The organism is Bradyrhizobium sp. BRP22 (genome assembly GCF_020194175.1).
Classification (GTDB): Bacteria; Pseudomonadota; Alphaproteobacteria; order Rhizobiales; family Xanthobacteraceae; genus Bradyrhizobium.
Genome location: NZ_JADYVX010000005.1, coordinates 109480 through 135554, shown reverse-complemented (window position 1 = coordinate 135554; position 26075 = coordinate 109480). Strand labels below are relative to the sequence as shown.

Annotated in this window: 23 protein-coding genes and 1 pseudogene; 9 read left to right on the top strand and 15 right to left on the bottom strand. The window is 64.2% G+C overall.

Annotated features, from left to right (window positions below):
• The first annotated feature begins 44 nt into the window (after positions 1-44).
• Positions 45-1217, top strand: coding sequence for a saccharopine dehydrogenase NADP-binding domain-containing protein (locus tag I6F35_RS09080; protein ID WP_225117312.1), 1173 nt, complete (start codon positions 45-47; stop codon positions 1215-1217).
• A 111-nt stretch (positions 1218-1328) separates the two neighbouring features.
• Here I6F35_RS09080 and I6F35_RS09075 read toward each other — a convergent pair whose 3' ends face one another.
• Positions 1329-2525, bottom strand: coding sequence for an FAD-dependent monooxygenase (locus I6F35_RS09075; protein WP_225117311.1), 1197 nt, complete (start codon positions 2523-2525; stop codon positions 1329-1331).
• 144 nt (positions 2526-2669) lie between these two features.
• Between I6F35_RS09075 and I6F35_RS09070 the strand changes: the two genes are divergently transcribed.
• Positions 2670-3140 carry a MarR family transcriptional regulator gene (locus I6F35_RS09070; RefSeq protein ID WP_225117510.1) on the top strand — a complete coding sequence of 157 codons (471 nt, stop codon included), beginning with the start codon at positions 2670-2672 and terminating at the stop codon, positions 3138-3140.
• Here the strand turns inward: I6F35_RS09070 and I6F35_RS09065 are convergent.
• The 3 genes from I6F35_RS09065 to I6F35_RS09055 form a co-directional block, all read right to left on the bottom strand.
• A complete protein-coding gene (locus tag I6F35_RS09065) occupies positions 3109-4377 on the bottom strand; it encodes an O-antigen ligase family protein (RefSeq protein WP_225117310.1) in 1269 nt (422 codons plus the stop codon). The genes I6F35_RS09070 and I6F35_RS09065 overlap by 32 nt on opposite strands.
• A 165-nt stretch (positions 4378-4542) precedes the next feature.
• Positions 4543-6081, bottom strand: coding sequence for an undecaprenyl-phosphate glucose phosphotransferase (locus I6F35_RS09060; protein WP_225117309.1), 1539 nt, complete (start codon positions 6079-6081; stop codon positions 4543-4545).
• A gap of 167 nt (positions 6082-6248) precedes the next feature.
• Entirely contained in the window at positions 6249-7385 is a 1137-nt protein-coding gene (locus I6F35_RS09055; protein WP_225117308.1) for a glycosyltransferase family 4 protein, read from the bottom strand.
• Between the two features lie 264 nt (positions 7386-7649).
• Between I6F35_RS09055 and I6F35_RS09050 the strand changes: the two genes are divergently transcribed.
• On the top strand, positions 7650-9890 hold the full coding sequence (locus I6F35_RS09050; RefSeq protein WP_225117307.1) for an exopolysaccharide transport family protein: 2241 nt from the start codon (positions 7650-7652) through the stop codon (positions 9888-9890).
• 27 nt (positions 9891-9917) lie between these two features.
• Here the strand turns inward: I6F35_RS09050 and I6F35_RS09045 are convergent, their stop codons facing one another.
• Positions 9918-10910, bottom strand: a complete 993-nt coding sequence (locus I6F35_RS09045; RefSeq protein WP_225117306.1) for a tripartite tricarboxylate transporter substrate-binding protein — start codon at positions 10908-10910, stop codon at positions 9918-9920.
• Positions 10911-11023: 113 nt separating this feature from the next.
• Between I6F35_RS09045 and I6F35_RS09040 the strand changes: the two genes are divergently transcribed.
• Complete coding sequence (locus I6F35_RS09040; RefSeq protein ID WP_225117305.1) at positions 11024-11986, top strand: LysR family transcriptional regulator; 963 nt, start codon at positions 11024-11026, stop codon at positions 11984-11986.
• Between the two features lie 30 nt (positions 11987-12016).
• Here the strand turns inward: I6F35_RS09040 and I6F35_RS09035 are convergent, their stop codons facing one another.
• Both I6F35_RS09035 and I6F35_RS09030 read right to left on the bottom strand, forming a co-directional pair.
• Positions 12017-13201 carry a GNAT family N-acetyltransferase gene (locus I6F35_RS09035; RefSeq protein WP_225117304.1) on the bottom strand — a complete coding sequence of 395 codons (1185 nt, stop codon included), beginning with the start codon at positions 13199-13201 and terminating at the stop codon, positions 12017-12019.
• Positions 13202-13363: 162 nt separating this feature from the next.
• Positions 13364-13573, bottom strand: a complete 210-nt coding sequence (locus I6F35_RS09030) for a DUF2842 domain-containing protein (RefSeq protein WP_028162849.1) — start codon at positions 13571-13573, stop codon at positions 13364-13366.
• Positions 13574-13667: 94 nt separating this feature from the next.
• Here I6F35_RS09030 and I6F35_RS09025 point away from each other — a divergent pair, with 94 nt between their 5' ends.
• The 3 genes and pseudogenes from I6F35_RS09025 to I6F35_RS09010 all read left to right on the top strand — a co-directional run bounded on the left by I6F35_RS09025 (position 13668) and on the right by I6F35_RS09010 (position 16985).
• Positions 13668-14762: a COX15/CtaA family protein gene (locus tag I6F35_RS09025; RefSeq protein WP_225117303.1), complete on the top strand. Its 1095-nt coding sequence runs from the start codon at positions 13668-13670 to the stop codon at positions 14760-14762.
• Positions 14763-14910: 148 nt separating this feature from the next.
• A pseudogene (locus I6F35_RS40465) lies at positions 14911-15725 on the top strand (FTR1 family protein).
• Positions 15726-15878: 153 nt separating this feature from the next.
• Positions 15879-16985, top strand: coding sequence for a hypothetical protein (locus tag I6F35_RS09010; RefSeq protein WP_225117300.1), 1107 nt, complete (start codon positions 15879-15881; stop codon positions 16983-16985).
• A gap of 20 nt (positions 16986-17005) precedes the next feature.
• On the opposite strand, the gene nadC is transcribed toward I6F35_RS09010, so the two are convergent.
• The 8 genes from nadC to I6F35_RS08970 form a co-directional block, all read right to left on the bottom strand.
• Positions 17006-17854 carry a carboxylating nicotinate-nucleotide diphosphorylase gene (gene nadC / locus I6F35_RS09005; RefSeq protein ID WP_225117299.1) on the bottom strand — a complete coding sequence of 283 codons (849 nt, stop codon included), beginning with the start codon at positions 17852-17854 and terminating at the stop codon, positions 17006-17008.
• Positions 17851-19401 (bottom strand): L-aspartate oxidase, encoded by a 1551-nt coding sequence (locus tag I6F35_RS09000; protein WP_225117298.1) that lies wholly within the window; start codon positions 19399-19401, stop codon positions 17851-17853. The genes nadC and I6F35_RS09000 overlap by 4 nt, the downstream gene beginning before the upstream one ends.
• Complete coding sequence (nadA, locus tag I6F35_RS08995; protein ID WP_225117297.1) at positions 19398-20384, bottom strand: quinolinate synthase NadA; 987 nt, start codon at positions 20382-20384, stop codon at positions 19398-19400. Before nadA ends, I6F35_RS09000 begins: the two co-directional genes overlap by 4 nt.
• Before the next feature lie 54 nt (positions 20385-20438).
• Positions 20439-21389 carry a hypothetical protein gene (locus tag I6F35_RS08990; protein WP_225117296.1) on the bottom strand — a complete coding sequence of 317 codons (951 nt, stop codon included), beginning with the start codon at positions 21387-21389 and terminating at the stop codon, positions 20439-20441.
• An 18-nt stretch (positions 21390-21407) separates the two neighbouring features.
• Entirely contained in the window at positions 21408-21827 is a 420-nt protein-coding gene (locus I6F35_RS08985) for a hypothetical protein (RefSeq protein ID WP_225117295.1), read from the bottom strand.
• Positions 21828-21984: 157 nt separating this feature from the next.
• Positions 21985-23265: an O-acetylhomoserine aminocarboxypropyltransferase gene (locus I6F35_RS08980; RefSeq protein ID WP_225117294.1), complete on the bottom strand. Its 1281-nt coding sequence runs from the start codon at positions 23263-23265 to the stop codon at positions 21985-21987.
• A 148-nt stretch (positions 23266-23413) separates the two neighbouring features.
• Positions 23414-23998 carry a CoA-binding protein gene (locus tag I6F35_RS08975; RefSeq protein ID WP_225117293.1) on the bottom strand — a complete coding sequence of 195 codons (585 nt, stop codon included), beginning with the start codon at positions 23996-23998 and terminating at the stop codon, positions 23414-23416.
• A gap of 114 nt (positions 23999-24112) precedes the next feature.
• Complete coding sequence (locus I6F35_RS08970; protein WP_225117292.1) at positions 24113-24934, bottom strand: enoyl-CoA hydratase; 822 nt, start codon at positions 24932-24934, stop codon at positions 24113-24115.
• 88 nt (positions 24935-25022) lie between these two features.
• Here I6F35_RS08970 and I6F35_RS08965 point away from each other — a divergent pair, with 88 nt between their 5' ends.
• Positions 25023-25451, top strand: coding sequence for a PaaI family thioesterase (locus I6F35_RS08965; RefSeq protein ID WP_225117291.1), 429 nt, complete (start codon positions 25023-25025; stop codon positions 25449-25451).
• 159 nt (positions 25452-25610) lie between these two features.
• Positions 25611-26075, top strand: a complete 465-nt coding sequence (gene rplM / locus I6F35_RS08960) for a 50S ribosomal protein L13 (RefSeq protein WP_225117290.1) — start codon at positions 25611-25613, stop codon at positions 26073-26075.

Below are 26075 nucleotides of genomic sequence, written 5' to 3'. Positions count from 1 at the left end.
GTTGGCTCCGCGCAATGACGAGAAGTCTCAAGGAAAGTACATCTATGTCGTCGAAGTTCGACATTGTCGTTTATGGCGCAACCGGCTTCACCGGCCAGCTCGTCGCCGAATATCTCGCGCAGCATTACAAGGGCGATGGCCTGACATGGGCGATGGCGGGGCGCAGCAAGGACAAGCTTGCCGCGGTGCGCGATGCCATTGGCGCGCCCGCAGACACGCCGCTGATCGTCGCCGATTCAAGCGACGTCGGCTCGCTGAAAGCCATGGTTGGGGCGGCCAAATCCGTGATCAGCACGGTCGGTCCGTATCAGCTCTATGGCAACGACCTGGTCGCAGCCTGCGTGGAAGCTGGCGTCGATTATTTCGATCTCAGCGGCGAGCCGCTGTGGATGCGACAGATGATCGACAAGCACGAGGCCGCGGCGAAGGCGAGCGGTGCGCGCATCGTGTTTTCCTGCGGCTTCGACTCGCTGCCGTTCGAACTCGGTGCGTTCTTTGTCCAGCAAGAGGCGAAACGCGTGTTCGGCGCACCGGCGCTCCGCGTCAAGGGGCGCGTGCGTGATATGCGCGGCACGTTCTCCGGCGGCACGGCCGCGAGCGCAAGGGCGACGTTTGAAGCCGTCGCCAAGGATCTCAGCCTCGTCGCGATGCTGAAGGATCCGTTCGTCCTGACGCCGGGATTTCGCGGGCCGAAACAGCCGCCAGGCAACAAGCCTCTATTCGAGGACGATCTGCAGTCCTGGAGCGCGCCCTTCGTGATGGCGACCATCAATACGCGCAACATCCATCGATCCAACATGCTGATGGGGTTTCCGTATGGTGAGGAACTCGTCTACGACGAGATGGTGCTGACTGGCGCCGGCGAGAAAGGCGAAGCCAACGCCAAGCGGGTGATGGCCGCCAACACCGAAAAGACCGGTCCAAATGCGCCGAAGCCGGGCGAGGGGCCCTCGAAGGAAGAACGCGAGAACGGCCGCTACGATCTCCTGTACGTCGCGATCGCGCCCGATGGCCGGCAGGTGCGCGCATCGGTGAAGGGCGACCGCGATCCCGGCTATGGCTCGACATCGAAGATGATCTCGGAATGCGCGATCTGCCTGTTGCGCGATGCGGCGGACGTTCCCGCCGGCATCTGGACGCCGGGCGCTGCGATGAAGGACAAGCTCATCAAGCGGCTGACCGATCACGCCGGCCTGACGTTTGCGGTGGAGAAGTGAATCATAGATCGCAGGGTGGGTGGAGCGAAGCGAAACCCTCCATCGTTGGGCTTGCTCTGAAGGTGATGGGTTTCGCTTCGCTCTACCATCCTACGTTTGGAGATTGTAGGGCTATGCGGCACGCGGATCATAGACGTACATGAAATCCATGCACCGCGAGGTTACCGGGAGAAGCAAGCTCAGCACGTGATCGCGCACCCACGCTCCCGCGGCGCTGAATTCGCGCTTGCTGTTGCCGTTGCGGCGGGCGATCGCGACGATCTTCTCCGCGCGCGGACGGCGCTCATGCTCGAAGTTCTGGAAGGTGAGGCCGAGTTCCTGTCCGTCCAGCATGAGTTTGCCGAGCCGCATCGCGTCTTCCAGCGCCAGCGAAGCGCCCTGGCCGGCATGTGGGCTGGTGGCATGCGCGGCATCGCCGATGAGGAGCGAGCGCTTGCGCGACCAGGTCGGCAGGCTTGCGACGTCGAGCGTGTCGGTCACCACAATGTTTTCGGCGGCTTCGATGATGCGCGGAATCGGATCGTGCCACCCGCTGTGGAAGTCGCGCAAATGCTGTTTCAGCGCCGCCTGATCCATGGCGCGGAAGGTCGCGGCGTCGACACCGCGCGAAGGCTGCGTGCTCCACCACATCGCCCCGTCATCGGGATCGGAGCTGCAGAAGCCATAACCGAAGAAGCCGCTCCGGCCGAACGTGGTCTCGACGCGGCCGCCGATCGATCTGGCTTCGAGGACGGAGCGGGGCACGAAGCCGCCGAAGCCGATCAGGCCGGTGTCGAAGGGTTTTGGACCGTCCGGCACCACATGGCTCCGCACCTTGGAGCGTATGCCGTCGGCGCCAATCAGAAAATCGCCTTCGGCGGTGGTGCCGTCGGCGAAATAAGCGACGACCGGCTGGTCGGGCCGGTCGATGATCTTGACCAGGCGCTTCTCGAAATAGAGCTCGGCATTCGAGCACCACGCCTTGTTGAGGAGGATCTCCTGCAGCGTGGCGCGACGGACGTTCACCGCCGGCTGGCCAAAGCGCTTCTCCATGTCGCGGTTGATCGAGCCGAGCTTTCGGCCTCCCTGCGAATAGAAATCGAAGGATTCGGCGATCGAGCCCCGGCGGATCAGTTCGTCGGCGAGACCGAGCTCAGCCATCACCTGCATGCCGTTCGGCGCGATCTGCAGCCCGCCGCCGATGCCGCTCGAATGCGGCCAGCCCTCGTAGACCTCGACGTCATAGCCGGCACGCTTGAGGAAGATCGCAGCAACGGGGCCGGCGATGCCGGCGCCGATGATCAGGGCCTTGCGGGGACGGCGGGGCATCTCTTGCTCCGTTGGACTGCGCGGGTTAGGAAAGGTCAGCAGCTAATTATCTTAATATGTAAGATATACATTTGCTAAGGAAAAGGAGAGATCTTGTCAAGGTTGCAGCCGCGAGCGGCGCTGATGCAGGAATTGGAAGAGGCGATGCGGCGGTCGTCGGCACAGGGCGTGCTGTACGGGCAAGCCGTTGCCAATGTGGCGGGAATTTCCGGTTCCGACCTCGAATGCCTCGATTTCCTGATCCTCGAAGGCCGTGTGACGGCAGGCCGGCTCGCGGAGGTCACCGGGCTCACGACCGGCGCCATCACCGGCGTGGTCGACCGCCTGGAGAAGGCCGGCTTCGTGCGTCGCGAGCGCGACGAGAGCGACCGACGCAAGGTCTTCATCGTCACCGTGCCGGAGAACGTTGCGCGGATCGGCCGATACTACGTGCCGATGCAGGAGGAGATGCACCGGCTCTGGAGCACCTATTCGGAAGCTGAGCTGCAACTGCTGCTGCGCTTCGCCAACGAAGGCTACAAGGCCGTGCTGGAGGCGACCGAGAAGCTCAAGGGGCTGATCGATACGCCGGATGAGAAGCCGGCTAGGAAGCGCGGGCGGCCGCCTCGGCGGTGAGCGCCGGTTGGGAGACCGCCCGGTAGCGCGCCGCGGCGACATACATGCCCCACATCGCCCCCAACATCATCCAGAAGTGCCGCCAATGGTCGGTGTCGATGATGAAGCTTTCGGCCACGGTGCCGAGGAAGGCTGCGAAGATCGCAAGATAGGTCCGCTGCCAGGGCACGGGCAGGAAGACATAGCGGAAGCCCGTGATCACGGTGACGAACACCAGCGCCGGATAGGTGATGCCGGAGATCCAGCCCCCTGACATGAAGGCGTTCAGATAGGAGTTGTGGGTGTCCTCGGGGAAATAGTTGCGGAACTGCAGCGGACCGACGCCGAAGGGCAGGTCGAGCGCCATCTCGGCCCCGAGGATGTGCCGCCCGAATCGGCCGAAGCGGCCTTCGTCATAGCTCTGGTCGAAGCTGGCGCGCTGCTTGAACATCTCCGCGATCGTATCGAACGACAACAGGATCGCGACCAGCGCGACCGCGAGGATGACGGCAACGAGCGCCATCACGATGATGCGCGAGCGCTCCGCCTGCGAGCGGCTGGTCAACACCATCAGCACCAGCATGAAGGCCGCGGTGATGATCAGCCCGCCCCACGCCGCGCGCGAGAACGCGAGCAGGATCGCCAGCGACATGATGCCGAAGGCAATAGTGTTGCGGAACGCCTTGCCGAGAGGAGCGGAGACGACGCTTTGCAGCGAGAACAGCGCCGGCAGGATCAGGAAGGCACCGAGCACGTTCGGATCCTTGAACGTGCCGCGCGCGCGGCCATACAGCGTCAGGAGATCGTAGCCGCCGGGCACCAGATGGAAGTAGCCGCCGACCGCGGCGAGCGATGCGATCATTGCGCCCACGACCAGGCCGCGCCGGAGCATGTCGAGCCGCGCCTCGGTATCCTCGGCGACGACCATGGCGAAGAACAGCACGGTGATCGCCATGTACCAGGACGTCGCGATCCAGGTCGCGATCTCCGGCCTGTCGAGGAACGGGATGGCGCCGATGCTGTAGCCGACATTGAGCACGACGAGGGCGAGCAGCAGCGGCATGAAAGCGAGCCGCATCCGCAGGCCCGTCGCGAAAAAGATCACGGCGGCCGTGAGCGTGACCAGCTCATACGGGCTCGGCTCGATGAAGACAATCGCGCTGGAAGCGCCCGCGAGCCACACCATCGCGCGCTGCAGCGCCAGCACGCCGGGCGCGGCGTGCGGCAGGGAGGTGCCCGCTGTTGCGGCGTAGGCCATTATGAACGGTCCATCCGCGGACTCACTTCACCTCTCCCGCTTGCGGGCGAGGTCGGCGCGTAGCGCCGGGTGACCGACTATCTCCACTCAAAGACTTTGAATCGCGCTCCAGCCCCCCGCAAGCGGGAGAGGGGGCGCAGCGCCATCGTGGAGATAGTTCCATCGTCAATACGCGTTCTCGTTCTTGGTCAGCAGCGAGAACGGCGTCTTCAGGAGGATGTAGAGGTCGAACAGCACCGACCAGTTCTCGATGTAATAGAGATCGAACTCGACGCGCTTCTGGATCTTCTCGTCGGTATCGACTTCGCCGCGCCAGCCGTTGATTTGCGCCCATCCGGTGATGCCGGGCTTGACGCGGTGGCGGGCGAAATAGCCGTCGACGGCTTCGTCGAACAGGCGGTTCTGCAATTTGCCCTGCACCGCATGCGGACGCGGGCCGACCAGGGAGAGGTTGCCCTTCAGCACGACGTTGAAGAGCTGCGGCAGTTCGTCGAGGCTGCTCTTGCGGATGAAGCGGCCGACGCGGGTGACGCGCGGATCGTCCTTGGTCACGACCTTCGAGGCGGTGGGATCGGCCTGGTGATGGTAGAGCGAGCGGAACTTGTAGACGTCGATCCGCTCATTGTTGAAGCCGAACCGCTTCTGGCGGAACAGCACCGGGCCCGGACTGTCGAGCTTCACCGCGAGCGCCACCAGCCCCATCACCGGCAGCGCGGCGATGAGGATCAGGCCGCCGACGATGCGGTCGAACAGCCATTTCGTCACGAGGTCCCAGTCGGTGATCGGAGCCTCGAACACGTCGAGCGTCGGCACCTTGCCGAGATAGGAATAGGAGCGGGGGCGGAAGCGCAGCCTGTTGGTGTGCGCAGACAGGCGGATATCGAGCGGCAGCACCCAGAGCTTCTTCAACATCTGCAGGATGCGGGTCTCGGCCGAGATCGGCAGCGCGAACAGCACGAGGTCGACGCGGGTGCGGCGGGCGAACTCGACGATGTCGTCGACCTTGCCGAGCTTCGGGCTGCCGGCGCAAGTATCAAGCGCGCGATCATCGTTGCGGTCGTCGAACACGCCGAGCACGCGGATGTCGGTGTCGGGCTGCGCGTTGAGCGCTGCGACGAGCTGCTCGCCGTTCTGGTCGGCGCCGACGATCACGGTGCGACGATCGAGCCGGCCGTCGCGCGCCCAGCGCCGCACCAGGCCGCGCAGGATCAGCCGCTCGACGATCAGGGCCGCGAGGCCCACGAAGAAGAATGCCGTCAGCCATACCCGTGAGATCTCGCCGCCGAGCTTGACCAGGAACGACACACCGATGAACAGCAGAAACACGATGGCCCAGGACGAGATCATCCGCGTCGTCTGCCGCAACTGTCCGCGGAACATCTGGACTTCGTAGAGATCGGCGGCCTGGAAGCCGACCACCGCCGATATCGCCATGGCAAGGATCGCCGCGACATATTCCCAGCGGAATCCCGAGAGCGGCATCACGTACCAGAGATATAGCGCGACGCCGACCAGGCTCAGCAGCGTGAAATCGATCAGGCGAGCGATGCCGGTGATGACAACGGGCGAATAGGCGCCGCGGACCTTGTCATTGGCAACGGCGAGGGCGGCGGGCGATAGTCTGCGGCGCCGTTCGACGGGCGGACGGCCGCCACCGGCGGTCGCTGCCGCGTCCAGCATCGAGCGTGCGTTGATCGGTTCCACGTCGTCACGTCCGTTGTTTGAGCATGATCTTTTCGGAAAACCGGTACTCACTTTTCCGGATCATGCTCTCGCGGCCGCACATGGGGATGCGGAGGCCGCTGCGGAATTGCCTCGCCTCACGGATTAGGGGAGAAATCGGAACAAACGGTTACGTCGGTAAGTAAAGGTTAACGATTGGCAAACGCGTCGCGATAGCCGGCGAGTACGCCCTCGACCATGGCGCGCTGTGAAAAATGCGCGGAAATGCGTTCGCGCAACGCCTGCGCGCGCGCCAGCGTCGCCGCGGGATCATCGAGCGCGCGGCCGATCGCTTCGGCCATGGCCGCTGCGTTGCTCGGCGCGAACAGCGCGTCGGTATACGGGCCGAAGATCTCGGGGATGCCGCCAACATTGGCTGCCACCATCGGAATCCCCGCGGCCGCGGCCTCGATCACGACATAGGGCATCGAATCGCCGCGGGAGGGAACGACCAGCAGCTTGCCCTTCGAGAATCCGTAGCGTGCTTTGACGTGGCCGATGAAGCGCGCGGCGTCGTCGAGCGCGAGCCGCTCGACCTGCGCCTTCAGCTTCTCCGATTCCTCGCCGTCGCCGGCAAGGGTCAGCGCCACCGGCTTGCCCTCGGCGCGCAGTTTCGCCACGGCATCGATCAGGAGGTCGGCGCCCTTGATGTGACGGAATTCGCCGACATAGACGATGTCGGTGGCATCCTCGGCGCGCTCCACGGGATCGAATTCCTCGGCGGTCACGCCGTTGAACACGCAGCTCACGACGCCGCTGGTCGAAGTGCCGACGGTGCGCTGATAGGTGTCACGTGCGAAAGCGCTCTCGAACAGGAACAGGTCGGTGCTGTTCATCAGCGCCCGTTCGAGCCGGCTGTAGAAATTGCCCTTCAGCGTGTCCAGCGGGTAATGCAGCGAACCGCCATGCGGCGTGTAGACGCGAATGGTGTGCTTCGAGTGCGGCCGCAGGCGGACATAGGCGCCGGCCTTGGCGCCATGGCCGTGCAGCACATCCGGCTTCAATCTCCAGATCAGACCGGCGATCTGCGCCCAGACCATGACATCTGCGAACCGCGGCTCGCGGCGAATGGCGACGCGGCACACGCCGAGCTTCAGGCGCGGCTCGATTTCAGCAAGCGCGGTAGCGGCGCGCTCACCGCCCGTGATGCTGTCGGCGACGATTCCGACGTGATGACCGCGCTCGATCTGTCCGTTGGCGACGTCGAGGATGTGGCGAAAGATGCCGCCGACAGGGGCGCGCACGACATGCAGGATGCGGAGCGGCTGGTCGGAACCGATAGTCACGTCGGGCGCTCGCCAACGCTGGTGGAAGCGCTGCGCGCAAGCATGGCAAGCAGGCATGAAGCAATGGCGCGCTGGCGGCGCATTCTTGGAATCCCGGCAAATATCGCGGCCGATTAAGGACGTTCATGGTTAACAAAGCATGACGCATGGGTGAGAGCGTGCGCTGCTGCCCGTCAATCGTGCCGGTTAACCCAGCGGCAACCTTAATGGAGTGTAATCGCCCCGGCTGAGGTAGATTGAGTGGCGTCCCCGCGGGAGTGAGCGATGCGTTTAGCGTTCTGGCGTTTCGGCAAGGACAGGGCCGTGGTCCGGCGCGCGCTCGCAAAGCCTGCGCCGGCCGCGGCCGAGCCTGCATCGGCGGCCGTGTCGCCCGCAGGGGATCTCGACCTGCCGGCGCTCGGTCATGCGCTGATGCGCCGGCGGAGCTGGATCATCGTGCCGACGGTGCTGGCGTTCACGCTGTCGCTGGCCGCGGTCAACATGGTGACGCCGCGCTACAAGTCCGAAGCCCGCATCCTGATCGACGGCCGCGAGAACGTGTTCCTGCGGCCGAGCGGCGAGCGCAACGAGGAGCGCAACGTCGTCGATCCGGAAGCCGTCACCAGCCAGGTGCAGCTCCTGCTGTCGCGCGATCTCGCGCGCGAGATCATCAAGAAGAACAAGCTCGCCGAGCGGCCGGAATTCGATCCGGTGCTGCAGGGCTTTTCGCCTCTGAAATCGCTGCTGGCGCTGTTCGGCATCGGGCGCGACCCGTTCTCACTGACGCCGGAGGAGCGTGTGCTGGAAGCCTATTACGAGCGCCTGCAGGCTTACGCGGTCGACAAGTCGCGCGTCATCGTGGTCGAATTCCAGTCGCGAGATCCCGAGCTTGCCGCGCGCGTCGCCAACTCGATCGCCGAAGGGTACCTGGTGCTGCAGCAGAATGCGCGGCAGGAGCAGGCGAAGACGGCGAGCCAGTGGCTTGCCGGCGAGATCGAGAATTTGCGGAAGAAGGTCGCGGACGCCGAATCCCGCGTCGAGGATTTCCGCTCCAAGTCGAGCCTGTTCATTGGCACCAACAATACCTCGTTGTCCAACCAGCAGATGGGTGAGCTCAACACACAGCTCAATAATGCGCGCGCGCTGAAGGCCGATGCCGAGACCAAGGCGCGACTGATCCGCGAGATGCTGCAGAGCGGCAAGCCGATCGAAGCTTCCGAAATCTTCAACTCCGAACTGATCCGCCGCCTCAGCGAGCAGCGCGTGACGCTGCGCGCTCAGCTCGCCGAGCAATCATCGACGCTGCTCGACAATCATCCGCGCATCAAGGAATTGAAGGCGCAGCTCGCCGATCTCGATCGCCAGTTGCGGGAGGAGGCCAGCAAGATCTCCCGCTCGCTCGACAATGATGCGCGCGTCGCCGGCGGTCGCGTCGAGGCGCTGAGCGCGAGCCTCGATCAACTGAAGAAGCAGGCGTCCTCCTATAACGGCCAGGACGTCCAGCTCCGCGCGCTGGAGCGCGAGGCCAAGGCGCAGCGCGACCTGCTCGAATCCTATCTGGCGAAATACCGCGAAGCCAATACCCGCGAGAACATCGACGCCGGACCGTCCGATGGCCGCATCATCTCGCGCGCTTCGGTCTCCAACACGCCGGCCTATCCGAAGAAGCTGCCGATCGTGCTGATCGCGACCCTGGCGACGCTGTTGCTCTCTTCCGGCCTGATCATCACCGGCGAACTCCTGCGCATGACCGCGCCGCGGGCCGCCGCGGCACCCGTCGCGCCGCAAGCGACCGCGCGGCCACCCGTTCGCGCTGCGGCGGCCGAGACCCGCGATGAGCCAGAAACGGAGTCGGAACCAGAAGAGGTCGAGCCGGAGGCCGAAGCCGCATCCATTGCGCCGCAACCGGAAGCGCCCGCAGCCATCGGAGAGATCGAGCAGCTTGCCACGGAACTGCGCCGCGCTGGCGCCGATGCCCGCAAGGTCACGGTGTTGGGGACGGCCTCGAGCGAGAGCATGGCGCTGACCACGCTGACGCTGGCGCGGCTGATGGCGCGTGAGGCCAAGGTCGCCGTCGTCGATCTCGCGGCGGCATCGCCGACGCTGACGGCAGTATCGACCGATCCTGGCGCGCCCGGGTTCGCCGAATTGATGCAGGGCGAGGCGACGTTCTCGGAGATCATCACGCGCGACCGGTTGTCACGCGTGAATCTGGTCAGTGCCGGCCGGCCCGGTTTCGATCGCACCCAATTGCAGTCGCCGCGGGTCGCGCTCGCGATCGATGCGCTGCTCAGTGTCTATGACCACGTGCTGCTCGACGCCGGCGCGGCTTCCGACCTGCCGGCCGATCTGCTGACGGCGCATGCCCGCGCCGTCGTGGTGCCGGATGCCTCGATGGCCGACGATGCCCGCCGCGTGATGTGCGAGCAGCTTGCCGCGGTCGGCTTCTCCGAAGTGACGATGCTGACAAAGCCGTGCGAGCCGTCCGACGCCGTCGAGCCGGGCCCGCGCGTGGTCGCGGCGTAGAACAGGGACACTGGGGGGCCGAGACCTTCAATTGGTCGGCGTGAACTCGGTTGCCTCCACGATCGCTTTCCACCGCCCGGATTCGGATGCGAGCAGCCGGGCAAAGTCGGCCATCGGGATTGCGTCAATCTCGACGAACTGTTTTGCCATGCCGGCCTTTACCTCGTCGGTGCGTAAGGCCGACTGGATCGAGCCATTGAGCCTTTCGACTGTTACCGCCGGGGTCTTTGCCGGAACGAAAAACCCAAACCATGTGAGGTCCTCAAGCGAGGGATAGCCGGCTTCGGCCATCGTGGGCACATCGGGAAGAAATGGGCTGCGGCGCGGACCCGTGGTCGCCAGCGCACGAAGCTCTCCGGACTGGACCAGGCCAAGGGAACTGCCGAGCGGCATGATGGCCGATGCGATCTCTCCTTTCACGAGATCCTGTATCGCGGCCCTGCCTTGATAGGGTACGTGGAGATACTCGAAGCCCGCGGTGCGGCCCAGCATCGCTCCGATGAAGTGCAGCGTCGATCCAGCACCTGCCGTGCCGTAGGTCGCCTGCGTCGGATTGGCGCGGCACCATGTGATGAATTCAGCCAGCGTCTTTACCTCGCGCGGCACCTTCGGACCCACCGTCAGCAATGTCGGGAATGAGGCGACGGTCGATACCGGAATAAAATCCCGCGGCTCGTATCTGAGCGTCTTGTAGACGTGAGGAAACAGCGTCAAGAAGCCAAGTGGCGCCAGCAGAAGGACGGATCCATCGGGGGCGGCCGCCTTCACGGCCTCCACCGCGACGCGCCCGCTCGCGCCCGGCCGGGTCTCGACCACGATCGACGCGGCATAATCCTTCATCTGATCGGCAACCAGCCTTGCCACGGCATCGGGGAGCCCGGGCGTGAAGCCTGTCAGTATATGCACGGTCTTCGGGCTCGGCTCGGCGATGCTCTGCGGCACGAGACCGGCGACGGAGAAAGCAATGCCGGCGCCTGACATTGCCAGCATTTCGCGGCGCGTCATCATCATCCAGACCATCGGATCCTCCGCGACTGAAACGACTGGATCGTATCGAGAGGATGCTTGAGGCGGGCATATCCGTCCAATGCTAGTATGTGAGGGTTTCATAACTGTTTTGATAAGGATCGGACATGCAATCCATTGAGCGAGCCCGGCGCCGCATCAAGCTGCGCGATCTCCATATCCTGCTGGTCGTGGTGCAGCGGGGCAGCATGGCAAAGGCCGCAGCCGAACTGGCAATTTCGCAGCCCGCCGTGTCGAGGGCAATTGCTGACATGGAGCATGCACTCGGGCTTCGGCTTCTCGACCGCGGCCGCAACGGCATCGAGGCCACGCCGTATGGGCGTGCCCTCGTCAAGCGCGGCACGGCGATCTTCGACGAACTGATGCAAGGTCTGGAAGAGCTCGAATTTCTTGCCGATCCAACCATTGGGCAGCTCCACATCGGTAGTTCGGAAAGCATTGCGGCCGGCCTGCTTCCGGCCGTGATCGATCGATTCACGCGGCGCCATCCAGGTATCCGCCTGAACGTTGCGCAGATGGTACTTGGCACCACGCGTTACAGCGAACTGCGCGAGCGGAGCATCGATCTATTGCTGGGCTGGATTCCAACGCCGTTTGCCGAGGAAGATCTGGCGGTGGAGCCTGTGCTCAGTGACCCGCGGGTCGTGGTTGTGGGGCAGCGAAGCAAATGGGCGCGATGTTCCAAGGTCAGCTTGGCCGATCTTGCCGATGAAGCCTGGATTTTGCCTCCGCCGGACACTTTTCCAGGCTCGGCGACGGCCGATCTGTTTCGCGAAAGCGGATTGAGCGTACCTCGCACGCCTGTCACGACGCTGTCGCTTCACCTCTGCTGCAGGCTCGCTGCAACCGGGCACTTCATCACCTTGCTTCCAAGCTCGATTGTGCAGTTCAGCGGCCGCGACCTGTCACTGAAGAAACTTCCAGTCAGGCTGCCGCGAACTTCGGCGGTGTCGGCGGCCATTGTGACGCTGAAGAACCGCACGCTGAGCCCGGCTGCCGAGATATTCGTCGCATGCGTTCGCGATGTCGCGAAGTCGATGGCAGGCAAGTCGGCGGCTCACACGTCATGAGCTGCGCGCCGGTAACAGCCGATGCATGCGCTAGCGGAGCATGCCGCGCAGGTTTTGCGCGAGATCGAACAGCGCTGGATTGCGCTTCACCAGGCGCTTGGCGCGGTTGGCGGCGGACATCGCAGCCGCCGCGGGCCGGCCGCGCCAGGTGAGCGGAATGAAGCTGTCGAAGATCGGCTCGTCGCTCTTGCAGAACAGCCGCTTGTATTCGTCCGAGCCGATGCCGAGGTCGAGGGCGCGGTAGTTCAGCGCGGCGTAGTGATCGATGATGTTTCGCATCAGGATCAGGCCGGGGCTGAACTTGGCACTGGCAGACATCGTGTAGGTGTTGAACATCATCGAGAAGCGATGGCCGTCGGCGACACCGGCGAAGATCGCGATCACCTCGTCGTCGCATTCGAGCGCATGAATGTCGACGACGTGGCCGCCGCCCGGAAGCTCGGTCAGGCAGGCGGCGCGGATGAAATCCTCCACGCCCGGCTCGGCAAAGACATTGGGCAGTTTCTGCTCGGCCATCCGCTGCGGCTTGATGCGGAAGAACCAGTTCAAGATCCGCGTCACATCGGCGTCGGTGGCGGCCACATGATAGCGATAGCCGGAAAGCTGCTGCAGCTTGCGCTCCTTGCCTTTCAGCCGTCGGCGGAACGAATTGCTGATAAGGGTGGCGCGATCGGCGCCGGGCGCGATTGCGAGCAGGGGGCAGTCATTGACGGAAGATTGGTGCGGCAGCAGGGCCAGCGGGTTCGGCAGATCGCGCCAATGCAGCGGCTCTTGGCACAACGCAAGGACATCGGCCTCGCCATGTGCCGCGATCGCAGACACCATCGTCCTGAGATCGGCGGCGGTTGCGCCCGCGGCGAAGTCGCGGTCCCACAGCGGCATGTTGAAGGTCGCATGCTTGCCGCCCATGAATTTGGCGCAGCGCACGCCAAAGGCGGTTTCGAGCGTCAGCGGCAGCAGGAACAGCGGCCGCCGCTCGCTGTCGCGGCCGATCACGACGAATGGCGTGAGACCCTCGTGCACGCCGACCTGCCGCTGCCAGGCAGCGAGGAAATCGAAGCGCTGGTAGGGCGTGCAGAACTGCTTTTCGAAGCCGCGCCATACCAATTCGGCGGCTTCGAGATCGCGGATGATGTCGACGCCGGCGACGCGGCTTGTCTTCGACCACGCTCCCAACTCCGCCGTCCGTCCTTCGATCGCGGCAGCCATGGTCATCGATGAACCTGTTATTAATCTATTATTTACAGTTCGGGCGGGCCGACCTTCGCAGGGAAATGTCAACAAAGGGTAATAACAATCGTTAGACGGGCCTGCGAACCGCCGGATCCGGGGGCGGGACGTGGTGGCGGATATCAGCCGCTTGAAGCGGGCGCAGCTCTAGGCGCGGTCGGGCCGCGACATCCAGGCCACGATCGGCATTGCCGGCAGCACCCAGCCGAGCCCGGCCACGACATAGAAGATCGCCTGCAGCAGGCCCGAATTGGCGAGCCACGGTGTCTGCGCGACCGTCATGCCGAGCAGTGACCACACCACCACGAGCATCAGCAGGAAGATGGTTCCAAGCAGCTTGCGGGTGCGTATATTCATGGCCGATTGATAGATCATTCGTGAGGCAAAGCGCGCCTTGCGCCTGCGAGGGGGCGGACTATAAGGGGCGCGCCAATCCGATCAAGCAGGACCGATGACCGCACGTTCCGCCTCCGGGCCATCCCAAAACACCGCCGTCCGCTGGTGGCTGCTTTCGGTCGCAGCCCTGATCGCGCTCATGGTCGTGGTCGGCGGCGCTACCCGGCTCACCGAATCCGGGCTTTCGATCGTGGAATGGAAGCCGGTTACCGGCACGCTGCCGCCGCTCACAGAAGCTCAATGGACGGAAGCCTACGAGGGCTACAGGAAAATTCCGCAATATCGCGAGCTCAATGCCGGGATGACGCTCCATGAATTCAAGACGATCTTCTGGTGGGAATGGAGCCATCGCCTCCTTGGGCGGGTGATCGGCATCGCCTACTTGCTGCCGTTTCTCTATTTCCTGTGGCGCGGGGCCGTCGCCGACGGCGAGCTGAAGCGGCGGCTGTGGCTGATCTTCGGTCTCGGCGCGCTGCAGGGGGCGGTGGGCTGGTGGATGGTTGCTTCGGGTCTCTCCGACAAGGTGGAGGTTTCGCAATATCGCCTCGCGGTCCATCTGATACTGGCGCTCCTGATCTATTCGGCGATCGTATGGACGGTGCGGCGGCTTTCCGATCGGCCGCCGAGTCCGGCGCCGTTGCGGCTGAAGATCACCGCCTTGCTGCTGCTCGCGCTGACCTTCCTGCAGCTCTATTTCGGCGCGCTGGTCGCGGGTCTGCGCGCGGGAAAAGTCTACAACACCTGGCCGGAGATTGACGGCGCTTTCATTCCGTCCGCGGGACGCCTGTTCTTCGAGCAGCCCTGGTGGCGCAATCTGTTCGACAATACTCTCACCGTGCAGTTCGAGCACCGCATGACCGCCTACGCGCTGTTGGCGCTGGCGATCCTGCACGCGATCGACGCTGTTCGCGCGCGGGCAGGCGGCGCTGTAATCGCCGGCGCCTGGTGGCTGGCGGCCGCTATCACGTTGCAGGCGACGCTCGGGATCCTGACGCTCTTGAACCAGGTGCCGATTGATCTCGCGCTCAGCCACCAGGCGATGGCGGTCGTGGTGCTGACGCTGGCGGTCCTGCAGGTCGAGCGGCTCTTGCCGCGACGCCGCGAAGTGGGGCAGCCAAAGCTCGCCATGCCGGTCGGGCAACCCGGTTGAATTGAACTATTCTAATCCGTGTTGCTGCAAGAAACGGCCGTTTTGCGCGGGTTTCTCGCGTCGCCGGGCAGTTGACGAGGTCGTGCGGACCGACATCGCTTTACTTGAAAATTCCGGGCGATAGAACGAGCCAAAACTGGGTTCGCTCATGTCGTCTGCATTCGTTCAGGCTGCCGTCATCCTGCTGCGCGAGGGACTGGAGGCGATGCTGGTGATCGCCGCGCTCGCCGGTTATCTCTCAAAGGTTGGCGCCGATCATCGCATCCGGGCGCTCTATGGCGGCGCGCTCGCGGCAATCGGCGCCAGCATCATTGCGGCCTGGCTGTTCGCGGTGCTGAATTCAGGCGAGCACAGCGATATCCTCGAGGGCGTCATCATCCTCTTTGCCGCCGGCCTCATGCTCTATGTCAGCGGCTGGCTGATGGTGAAGCAGGATCCCCGGGGCTGGAACGAATATCTCGCGCACAAGGCCGAGACGGCGCTGGCGCAGGACACGGTGTGGGCGGTCGGCGCGCTCGCCTTCCTCGCGGTGTTCCGCGAGGCGCCGAGACCGTGCTGTTCATCAACGCTCTGGCGACCACCGAAGGCGGCTGGAGCGCAGGCCTGTTTGCCGGCCTCGGAGTCGCCGCTATCGGACTTGCGGTGCTGTTCTATTTCATCAACCTGATCGCCCGGAAGATTCCGCTGCGGCCATTGTTCATCCTGACCTCGGCCTTCCTGTTCGTGATGGCGATCAAGTTCATCGGCGAGGCCGTGCAGGAATTCCAGGAGCAGGCGCTGCTGCCGTTCACCGAGCTGAAGAGCATGTCCTGGCTCGCCGACATCGGCCTGAACCCAACGCTGGAAGCGCTCTCGCTGCAGTTCCTGGTGATCCTGTTTGCGCTCGCGAGCTATTCGGTGTTCCAGCGCAACAGTCGCCTGACGCGCCAGAGCAAGGCGTCGACGAACGCGCCGGCCGAATGATCACATCTGCCGCTGGTGAGCTGGGTACCAAGAGCCGCCCGAACGTTGCGCGGTACTATGGAACCCCTACATCGGATTTTTTGTCATTTGCATTGCGGATTTTGTCTCGCCGAACTGTCTGTTGAATAGGGGCTTTTGCGGGCGGGGGTATTGATGACGGAAAGCGGTGAGGATCGGGCCAACGGGTGCCTGCCCGGACAGGATTTCTTCGAAACGCGCGACGGCTACCCAGCGCCGGTCGGAGATGGCGAAATGCGCCGGACGTTGATCGATGCAACGTCGCGCGACATCCGCGAGCGGTTGAGATCGGCCGCGAGCGAAAGGGCATCGATCTCGCCGTGCCAGCCCCGCGAGACGATACTGTCGAACTTTCTGTCGCCCGCGTTCGCTGCCTTCTGGACCAGCTTTACGGCCGGATCGAAGCGGATCAACACGGCGATCACGTGTCCCTATGTCGGACACAACCCCGCTCTCGTGAGCTACGTTCCGCGTGCGGCGTCGCCGCTCCTGGCGGCTGCCGAGGAGCGCTCCCTGATCCGGCTCATCATCGCCAATGCGCTGTGGGATTCGTTCCTGGCTGCCGATACCTTCAACGATTCGATACTCGATGATCCCGATCGCGCCTCGGCCCTGTTGATCAATCTCGGAGCCGCGGCCACCGTCGCGGTGACCAGCTTGCGTCTGCTCGATACCGATCGCATCGCGGCGCTCTCCGTCCTTGCGCCCGGCGATGTCGTGCGGGAGCAGTACAACGTGCGATTCCAGCTGCTCGAGATCGCGCGCTGGTGGTTCGGCTTCGTGCCCAAGGCGATAGCCGCATTCGGGGAAACGCAGTTTGCGCAGCGGTCGTGGATGTTCAGCAATGTGTGCTTCAACCACGCGCAAGCCCTCGCCGAATCGCTCCGTCCGGCAGTGACGACCGATTTGACCGACGCGCTGGTCTGTTTCGATCGGGAATATCCGTCGATGGCCATGCCATCCATGGACGCGACCTATGATCTGGCGCTCAAGACATTCACCTCGTACTTCGCGAGGTCCGAGCGCCACGCCAAGTCATGGGCAAACGTCGTCGCTGAAATGCGCAAGATGATCATGAGCGCCCAGCCTTACGACGAAGCGACTGTCTTCGTGGTGACGCCTGACATCGTGCAGGTTCGGACGTCCGAAAAGCTGATCGGCCTGATCGGGATCGTCGAGAACGAGGTCCGAGCACGGCAGATTTTCTACTATCGCAAGGAGGGCGCGCGGGCAGCTCTTTGAGCGCGCACGAACCCAGCGCGTTAGAGATAATCCAGCCCGATATCGAGCGCCGCCGAGGAGTGCGTGACCCAGCCGACGGAAATCAGGTCGACGCCCGCCGCCGCAATTGCGGGCGCGGTGGCAGCCGTGATGCGGCCCGAGGCTTCCGTGATTACTTTGCCGCGGGCCATCGCCACCGCCTGCCTGAGGTCGTCAACCGTCATGTTGTCGAGCAGGACTGCGTCGATCCCGAGTGTCAGTGCCTCCTCGAACTGCGCCAGCGTATCGACTTCGACCTCGATTTTGACGAGGTGGCCGACATGCGCCTTGGCGCGCTCGATCGCGGTCCGGATATTGCCGGCAAGCGCGATATGGTTGTCCTTGATCAGCACGGCATCGTCGAGACCGAAACGGTGATTGCCGCCGCCGCCGGCGCGCACCGCGTATTTCTCCAGGGTACGCAGGCCCGGCGTCGTCTTGCGGGTGCAGACGATCTGCGCGCGCGTGCCTTTCACCGCTGACACCAGCGAAGCCGTCGCGGTCGCGACGCCGCTCAGGTGACAGAGGAAATTGAGCGCGGTGCGCTCGCCGGTCAACAATGCCCGTGCCGGCCCTTTGATGGTCGCGATCGTGTCGCCGGGGGCGACGACGCTGCCGTCGGGCCGCTCGATCTCGATCCGGATCGCGGGGGAAATCGTTTGAAAGGCGCAGCGTGCCACGTCGAGGCCGGCGACAACGCCCGGCTGGCGTGCCCGCAAGCCGAGCGCGGCGCGCTGGTCGGCAGGCACGATCGCATCGGCCGTGATGTCGCCGGCGCGACCGAGATCCTCGAGCAGCGCGGTTCGCACCAATGGTTCGTACATCAGGGGCAGAAGGGGATTGAGGGTCACGACTGGACGCTCCTGATCGGCAGTTCGGATTCGACGATCTCGCCGGCGACGCTGAGCGCTTCCGCGAGGGTGGAGGTGGGAGGCACGCTATTGGGCAACGTGTCCGTAAAGTCGGTGCGGTAGTGGCCGCCGCGGCTTTCCTCGCGCCTTAGCGCGGCGACCGCGATCATCAATCCGACCAGCGCAGGATCGGCGGCAGCATTGTTGCCCGTCGCCATCGGATAGAGATTGCGGATGGTGCGCTCGATCGCGAGCCGATCGCGCAGCACGCCTAGGCCCTGGGAGACGAACGGCCGCGCCGTCGATGGATCGGATGCTGGCGGGAGCGCGGTCGGCGTGCCCGGAGCCGCGCCACTACCAGCCACGCCATTGACGCTCTCGGCCACCCATTGCGCACAGACGATGGCCTCCATTAGCGAATTGCTGGCGAGCCGGTTGGCGCCGTGCAGGCCGGTGCGGCTGACTTCGCCGCAGGCCCACAAGCCCGTCACTGTGCTGCGGCCTTCGCCGTCAACGGCGATGCCGCCCATGTGATAATGCGCCGCCGGACGCACGGGGATCGGATCATTGGCCGGATCGATCCCGGCCATCCTGCAGAACGCGCTGATGACGGGATAGCGCTGCGCGAAATCCTTGCCCGGATGCTGCCGTGCATCGAGGAAGACCCGATGTCCTTGCGCGCGACGGCGCCAGACCGCGCGCGCCACGACGTCGCGCGGCGCGAGCTCGGCGCCCGGCTCGTTCGCCATGAAGCGCTGTCCTGTCTCGTCAATCAGGATCGCGCCGTCGCCGCGGATCGCTTCGGTCAATAGTGGCATCGGCCGCGACGGTCCGTCGAAGGCGGTCGGGTGAAACTGGATGAATTCGAGGTCGGAGAGAACGGCGCCGGCGCGGGCCGCGAGAGCGAGCCCCTGGCCGAAGCAGCCCATGGGATTGGTGCTGTCCTGGAACAGGCCGCCAATGCCGCCGGTCGCCAGCACGACGCGGTTGGTCGGAATGACGAGCGAGCCACGCGTATTCGCTGCGAGCACGCCCCTGATCGCGTTGTCCTCCACGAGGAGTTGGCGGGCCTCAAGACCCTCGAGCAGCGTGATCGACGGACAGCGACGCACGGCGGCGATCAGCGCGCGCATGATCTCGCGCCCGGTGCCGTCGCCGGTGGCGTGGACGATCCGCTTACGGCTGTGCGCGGCCTCGAGCCCGAGCTGCCAGCTTCCATCCGGCCTGTGATCAAAGCCGACGCCGAGCCGTGCGAGACATTCGACGGCAGCGGGCGCCGCAGCGACGATGCGGCTCGCAGCTTCCTCGTCGCAGAGACCAGCGCCGGCGGCGATGGTGTCCTGCAGATGCAGGGCAGGGGTGTCGTCGGCGCCGACCGCCGCCGCGAGTCCGCCCTGCGCCCACATGCTGGAAGCCTCAGCCCCGAGCGGCGATTTCGACAACAGCACGACCGGCGCGGGCGCAAGCTGCAGCGCCGTCATCAATCCAGCGGCGCCGCCGCCGATGATCACCGGCTGCCCGGTCAACGCTGAAACATCGGTACTCATAGCGCCAGCATCCTTTCGACGGAGCGCCGCGCGCGGTCGGCGATCTCAGGATCGATCGTGACCTCGTGCTCGTTGGTCTCGAGCGCGTGGCGGATGTTCTTCAGCGTGATCCGCTTCATATGCGGGCAGAGATTGCAGGGCCGGATGAACTCGACGTCGGGATGGAGCACCGCGACATTGTCGCTCATCGAGCATTCCGTCAGCAGCACCACGCGTGCCGGATGTTCCTTGTCGACAAAGCCGGACATGGCCGCCGTGGAGCCCGAGAAATCCGCTTCCGCTACCACCTCGGGCGGGCATTCCGGATGCGCCAGGATGGTGACGCCGGGATGATTTTCGCGAAGCTGGCGTACGTCCTCGGCGTTGAAGAGCTCGTGCACTTCGCAATGGCCTTTCCAGGCCGTGATCTTTACCTTGGTCTGCGCGGCGATGTTCTGCGCCAGATATTCATCCGGCAGCATGATGACATGCTCGGCGCCGAGCGACTGCACGACCGCGAGCGCATTGCCCGAGGTGCAGCAGATATCGGACTCCGCTTTCACCGCTGCGGAGGTGTTGACATAGGTGACGATGGGAGCACCCGGATGGCGCTCGCGCATCAGCCGCACATCGGCCGCCGTAATCGACTCCGCGAGCGAGCAGCCAGCGCTGAGATCCGGGATCAGTACCGTCTTCTCGGGATTGAGCAGCTTTGCCGTCTCGGCCATGAAGTGCACGCCGGCGAGCACGATCACATCGGCATCGACCTTGGTCGCCTCGCGCGCGAGCATCAGGCTGTCGCCGACGATATCGGCGACGCCATGGAAGATTTCCGGCGTCTGATAGTTGTGCGCCAGCACCACGGCGTTGCGCTTGCGCTTCAGTTCGAGGATGGCGTCGACGTCGTCGGCGAAGGTGGCCCATTCGAACGGAGGAATCACCCGTTTGACGCGGTCATACAGCGGCGCGGTGCGCGGCAGCGCGCTGGATTCTGTTACGGCCATTTATGCTCTCCTTGAGTATATTTGAGGTTATACTTATCCTGAGCATAATGGAAGTCAAGAGCGCGAGAGGGGAAGCTTGGTGCCGGCGACGGCCCGTTCGGCCACGATGCCGTGACGGAAGCGGAAGAGCTTGGCCGGGCGGCCGACCGTCTCCGCGGCCATTGCGCCTGTCTCTTCAACGAGTTCCTGCTGCTCGATCAGGCGTCGGAAATTCTGTTTGTGGACGAGGCGGCCCGCAAGCGCCTCAACACTGCGTTGCAGTTGCAGCAGGGTGAATTCGGCCGGCATCAGCTCGAAGACGACCGGCCGGTATTTGATCTTGGCGCGCAGCCGCGCGATCCCGGTGGCCAGAATGCGGCGATGATCCGATATCATGGAGCGGCCGGGCACCACGGCTTCCCCGGCGGGCTTGTCACGCACCGCCTCAGGGATCACCGACGCCTCGTAGAGCAGCTCATAGCGCTGCAGCACCAGCTCTTCATTCCAGGCGCGGTCGTCGAGGCCGAAGGTGATGGCGGCGCGCTGCCAGCGCGCCCTCTGAACGGACGTGCTCTCTGCCGATTTGGCCCAGCCGCGCAGCTTCGGCGCCACGATCTTCGCGATCAGCGCCGGCGGCCCGGCGCGATGATCCTCCCACGGGAAATACTCATACCAGCCGGACCAATGGCCTTCCGAGCCCTCCCTGACCTGGTCTTCGCGGGTCAGGCCGAGATAGCTGATCGAGATGCGATGCGGCGCGCGAGCGTCGCCGGTACGGCCATGATCAGCGAAGGTATAGAGCTGCTCGACATAGCCGAGCGGATGTCCGGTCTGCGCCTCGACCCAGGCGCGCAGGCCGGTCTGCAGCGAGCGATGGCCGAACTGGAACGGACCGCTCGGCAGCGCGGCCGCATTCGCGATCGTCATGATCTTCGGCTCGCCCTCGGTCACCGCCACCAGGACGGCGACGAGGTCGGCGGCGATCGCATCGATCGATGTTTCGGCTTTTCGCGGTGCGTTTGCCACGCGGATATCCTGTCGCCGCTAGCAATAGCCGTAAACGCCACAGGCGTACGGTAGGCGATTCCAGTAGGGACCACCGTAATAGGGGCCTCCGTAGTACGGGCCATCATAGCTGTAGGAGAAGTGGTTGCCGTAATAGCCGGGCAGGCTCGATGAGCCCGGCAGGATCGGCTCGCCATTCACAAACGGCACGTAAGGGATCACGGCGGCGGGCGTGAACAGCACGTCCGGATCCTCTGCGACGATGATCTGACGCCCGCGGCGGACGTAGGGGGCGGGGCTCACGGTTGTCCGGTACTTGTAGTGCGGGCGCGGAAGGCCGGGCGGCAGTTGACGGGCGGCGCGGTAGGCTGCCTGCTTGGTTGCAACCGGTCCGTCGGCGGCCGCGGCGACATCGATTGCGAGGAAGGCGATCACAAAGAGCAATATCGAGCGCAGCATCGTCGTCTCCGAATCGAGAGGGCGACAGAATGCCACCTTATAGCGGAATGACCGTTAATGAGATCGGGTCATTCCGGGATGGTGCGCTAGCACCAGACCCGGAATCTCGAGATTCCGGGCTCGATGCTGCGCATCGCCCCGGAATGACGACCAACGGCTAGGCCCTCAGCGCCTGGTCGAGGTCGGCGATCAGGTCGTCCTTGTCCTCGATGCCGATCGAGAGCCGGACCACGTCGGGGGCCGCGCCGGACTTGATCTTCGCGGCATCGTCGAGCTGGCTGTGGGTGGTGGAGGCGGGGTGGATCACCAGCGAACGGGTATCGCCGACATTGGCGAGGTGCGAGAACAGCCTCAGGTTCGATACCAGGTTGACGCCGGCATCGTAGCCGCCCTTGAGGCTGAAGGTGAACACCGCGCCCGCGCCCTTCGGCGCATATTTGCGCGCGAGGTTGTTATACTTGTCGCCAGGCAGCCCCGCGTAGTTCACCGCCGCAACCGCGGGATGGCCGGCCAGGAATTCGGCGACCGCTTTCGCGTTGTCGCAATGCTTCTGCATGCGCAGCGGCAGCGTCTCGATGCCGGTCAGGATCATGAAGGCGTTGAACGGCGACAGCGCCGGGCCGAGATCGCGCAAGCCGAGTACGCGGCAGGCGATCGCGAAGGCGAAATTGCCGAACGTCTCCTGGATCTTGATGCCGTGATATTCCGGGCGCGGCTCGCTCAGCATCGGATATTTGTTGTCCTTGGACCAATCGAAGGTGCCGGCGTCGACGATGATGCCGCCGAGCGAGTTGCCGTGGCCGCCGAGGAATTTGGTGAGCGAGTGCACGACGATGTCGGCGCCGTGGTCGATCGGTTTGATCAGATACGGCGTTGCCAGCGTGTTGTCGACGATCAGCGGAACGCCGGCCTTGCGCGCGACAGCAGCGATCGCCTCGATGTCGGTGACGCTGCCGGAAGGATTGGCGATCGATTCGATGAACATCGCCTTGGTGTGCGGCGTGACCGCACGCTCGAAGCTTTCGATCTCGTCCGGATCGGCCCAGGCGACGTTCCAGCCAAAGCTCTTGAAGGCATGGGTGAACTGGTTGATCGAGCCGCCATAGAGCTTGCGCGCGGCGATGATCTCGTCGCCCGGCTTCATCAATTGCTGCAGCACCACGACCTGCGCGGCGTGTCCCGAGGCGACCGCGAGCGCTGCGGTGCCGCCTTCGAGCGCGGCGACGCGCTCCTCCAGCACCGCATTGGTCGGATTGCCGATGCGGGTGTAGATGTTGCCGAACGACTGCAGGCCGAACAGTGAGGCCGCATGGTCGGCATCGTTGAATACGAATGACGTCGTCTGATAGATCGGCGTCGCCCGCGCGCCGGTGGTGGGATCCGGCTGCGCACCGGCATGCACGGCGAGGGTCGAAAATCCCGGAAGGCGATCGGTCATTCTGGTCGTCCTGTGTTTGGGTCGGAACAAAAATGCGCGGCATGCTGATGGCAGCAATGTCGGCGGTCAAGGCGAGTTGGCAGGGTCGCGTGTTCGAAGGGCGTACTTCGTTATGTCGCGTGATCGCAACAACGGTTTCGCAATTGCGTCACGTCGTCTCGGTCTTGTTCTTCGCGGCACGATCGGACGCTGCGGTTTCGCCGCCGCCAACGCTCATCCGGTTGAGCGACAACCGCATGCCCTGCGTCGGCATGGGCGCACGCTTGGAACTTAGCGTGCGCGAATTGACGCCCATCCAGGAGATCTCCGACGACAGCCGGCCATATTCAATCTTCGGGCAGCGGTTCATCACGACCTTGATGCCGACCGCCTCGGCCTTCGTGGCCGCCGCGTCGTCGCGCGCGCCGAGCTGCATCCAGATCACCTTCGGCAATGGCGACAGCCCGAGCGCCTCCTCGACAACCGGCATGATGTGGCTCGAGTTGCGGAAGATGTCGATCATATCGACGGGGCGCCCGATGTCGGCGAGCGACGCGACGAAGGGCTTGCCGAGCAGGCTCTTGCCGACATGGCCGGGATTGACCGGAATCATGTCGTAGCCGCGCTCGGCCAGATACTTGAAGGCGAAATAGCTCGGCCGCACATTGACTGGCGAGGCGCCGACCATCGCGATCGACTTCACGCCGTTGAGGATGCCGCGGATGTAGTTATCGGTGTAGGTGTCGTGGTTCATCTTCGTTTCTCTCGACCCTCATGGTGAGGAGCGTGGAACGCGCGTCCCGAACCATGAGGCCCCAGACGGGCTGCATCCTTCGAGATGCCGCTTTGCGGCTCCTCAGGATGAGGATCATCTATCCTGCCATTTCGGCTCTCGCTTCTCGATGAAGGCACCGATGCCTTCCTCGGCGTCGCGCGCCATCATGTTTTCGGTCATCACCTCGGCGGCGTAGCGATAGGCCTCGGCCAGGGTCATCTCGGCCTGACGGTAGAATGCTTCCTTGCCAAGCTTCACAGTGTAGGCGGATTTCAGCGCCACTTTTTGCGCCAGCGCAATCGCGGCCTCTCGTTCGGTGCCGGCAGGCACGACGCGGTTGACGAGCCCGATGTCGCGGGCAGTCGCGGCCGAAATCGGCTCGCCCGTCAGCAGCATCTCCATCGCCTGCTTGCGCGGAACATTGCGCGACAGCGCCACCATCGGTGTCGAGCAGAACAGGCCGATATCGACGCCGGGCGTCGCGAAGGTCGCGGTTTCCGAGGCGATCGCGAGATCGCAGCTCGCAACCAGTTGGCAGCCGGCAGCGGTCGCAATGCCCTGGACGGAAGCGACCACCGGCTTGGACAGATGCACGATCGCCTGCATCATGGCGCTGCAGGCGTTCATGATCTCTGCGAAATAGGCTCGGCCGCGATCGGCGTCGCCGCGGCGGGCGGTAAGTTCCTTCATGTCGTGGCCGGCCGAGAAGGCGGGACCGTTGGCGGCGATGACGACGGCGCGCACTGCTCCGTCATCATGAATCTCCCTGAGCGCGCCGTGCAGTTCGGCGATCAGGCCTTCGGAGAGGCTGTTGCGCGCGGCGGGGCGGTTGAGCGTCAGCACGGCGATGCTGCCGACCTGCTCGCGCAGGAGGATCGGCGATTGCGGCGCGACGGCACGGGCGGCTTGGGGCATCTCCAAATATCCACTAAGGCTTTTTTCGGCTAAGGCTTTGGCCGCAACTTAATGTAACACGCGGACTGAATCGAGGGGCGGGGACGGCATGGCGTTGGCGAAAATGAGCGTGGCTGAACTGGAGAAGTTCCTGCGCGCGGAATTCCCCCAGGCATTCAGCGGGGACGACATCACGATCGAGAACGCGGATGGCGAGACCTGTCTTTTGCGCCAGCGCTACAGCGAGCGGATGTTGCGGCCCGGCGGAACGGTGTCGGGCCCGACGCTGATGGCGCTGGCCGATTTCGCGATGTATGTGGTGCTGTTGTCGGCGATCGGTCCGGTGGGCCTGGCGGTCACCACCAATCTCAACATCAATTTCCTCCGCAAGGGCCAGCCAGGACAGGACGTTCTGGCGGCGGCGCGGCTGTTGAAGCTCGGCAAGCGGTTGGCAGTCGGGGAGGTCAACCTGCTTTCGGGCGATTCCCCGGATCCGATTGCACATGTGACGGCGACCTATTCCATTCCAAACAAATAGCATTTCTTGCGGTATTAAAATACCGTAATTTTAACTCATTGTTTTTGCGGCGATAATCGGCGTCAATTTGCATTGACGAATTGCATTTGCTTCCCTAAAAACGCGCGCAATCCGGCGCGGCGTTCTGCGCCTGAAAACTCCTTTCCACGGACAGCTCACATGAAAACCTTTTCGGCCAAGCCCGCCGAGGTGCAGAAGAAGTGGGTCGTGATCGACGCCAAGGGTGTGGTGGTCGGTCGGCTCGCTACCATGGTCGCGATGCGACTGCGCGGCAAGCACCTGCCCACCTACACGCCGCATGTCGATTGCGGCGACAATGTCATCATCATCAACGCCGCCCATGTCGTGCTGACCGGTCGCAAGCGCGATCAGAAGGTCTACCACAAGCATACCGGCTACATCGGCGGCATCAAGGAACGCAGCGCCAAGCAGATCCTCGAAGGCCGCTTCCCCGAGCGCGTGGTGGAGAAGGCCGTCGAGCGCATGATCCCGCGCGGCCCGCTCGGTCGCATGCAGATGGGCAATTTGCGCGTCTATCCCGGCGCCGAGCATCCGCACGAAGCGCAGAACCCCGAGAAGATCGATTTCGCGTCCGCGAACCGCAAGAACATGAGGGCCGCATAA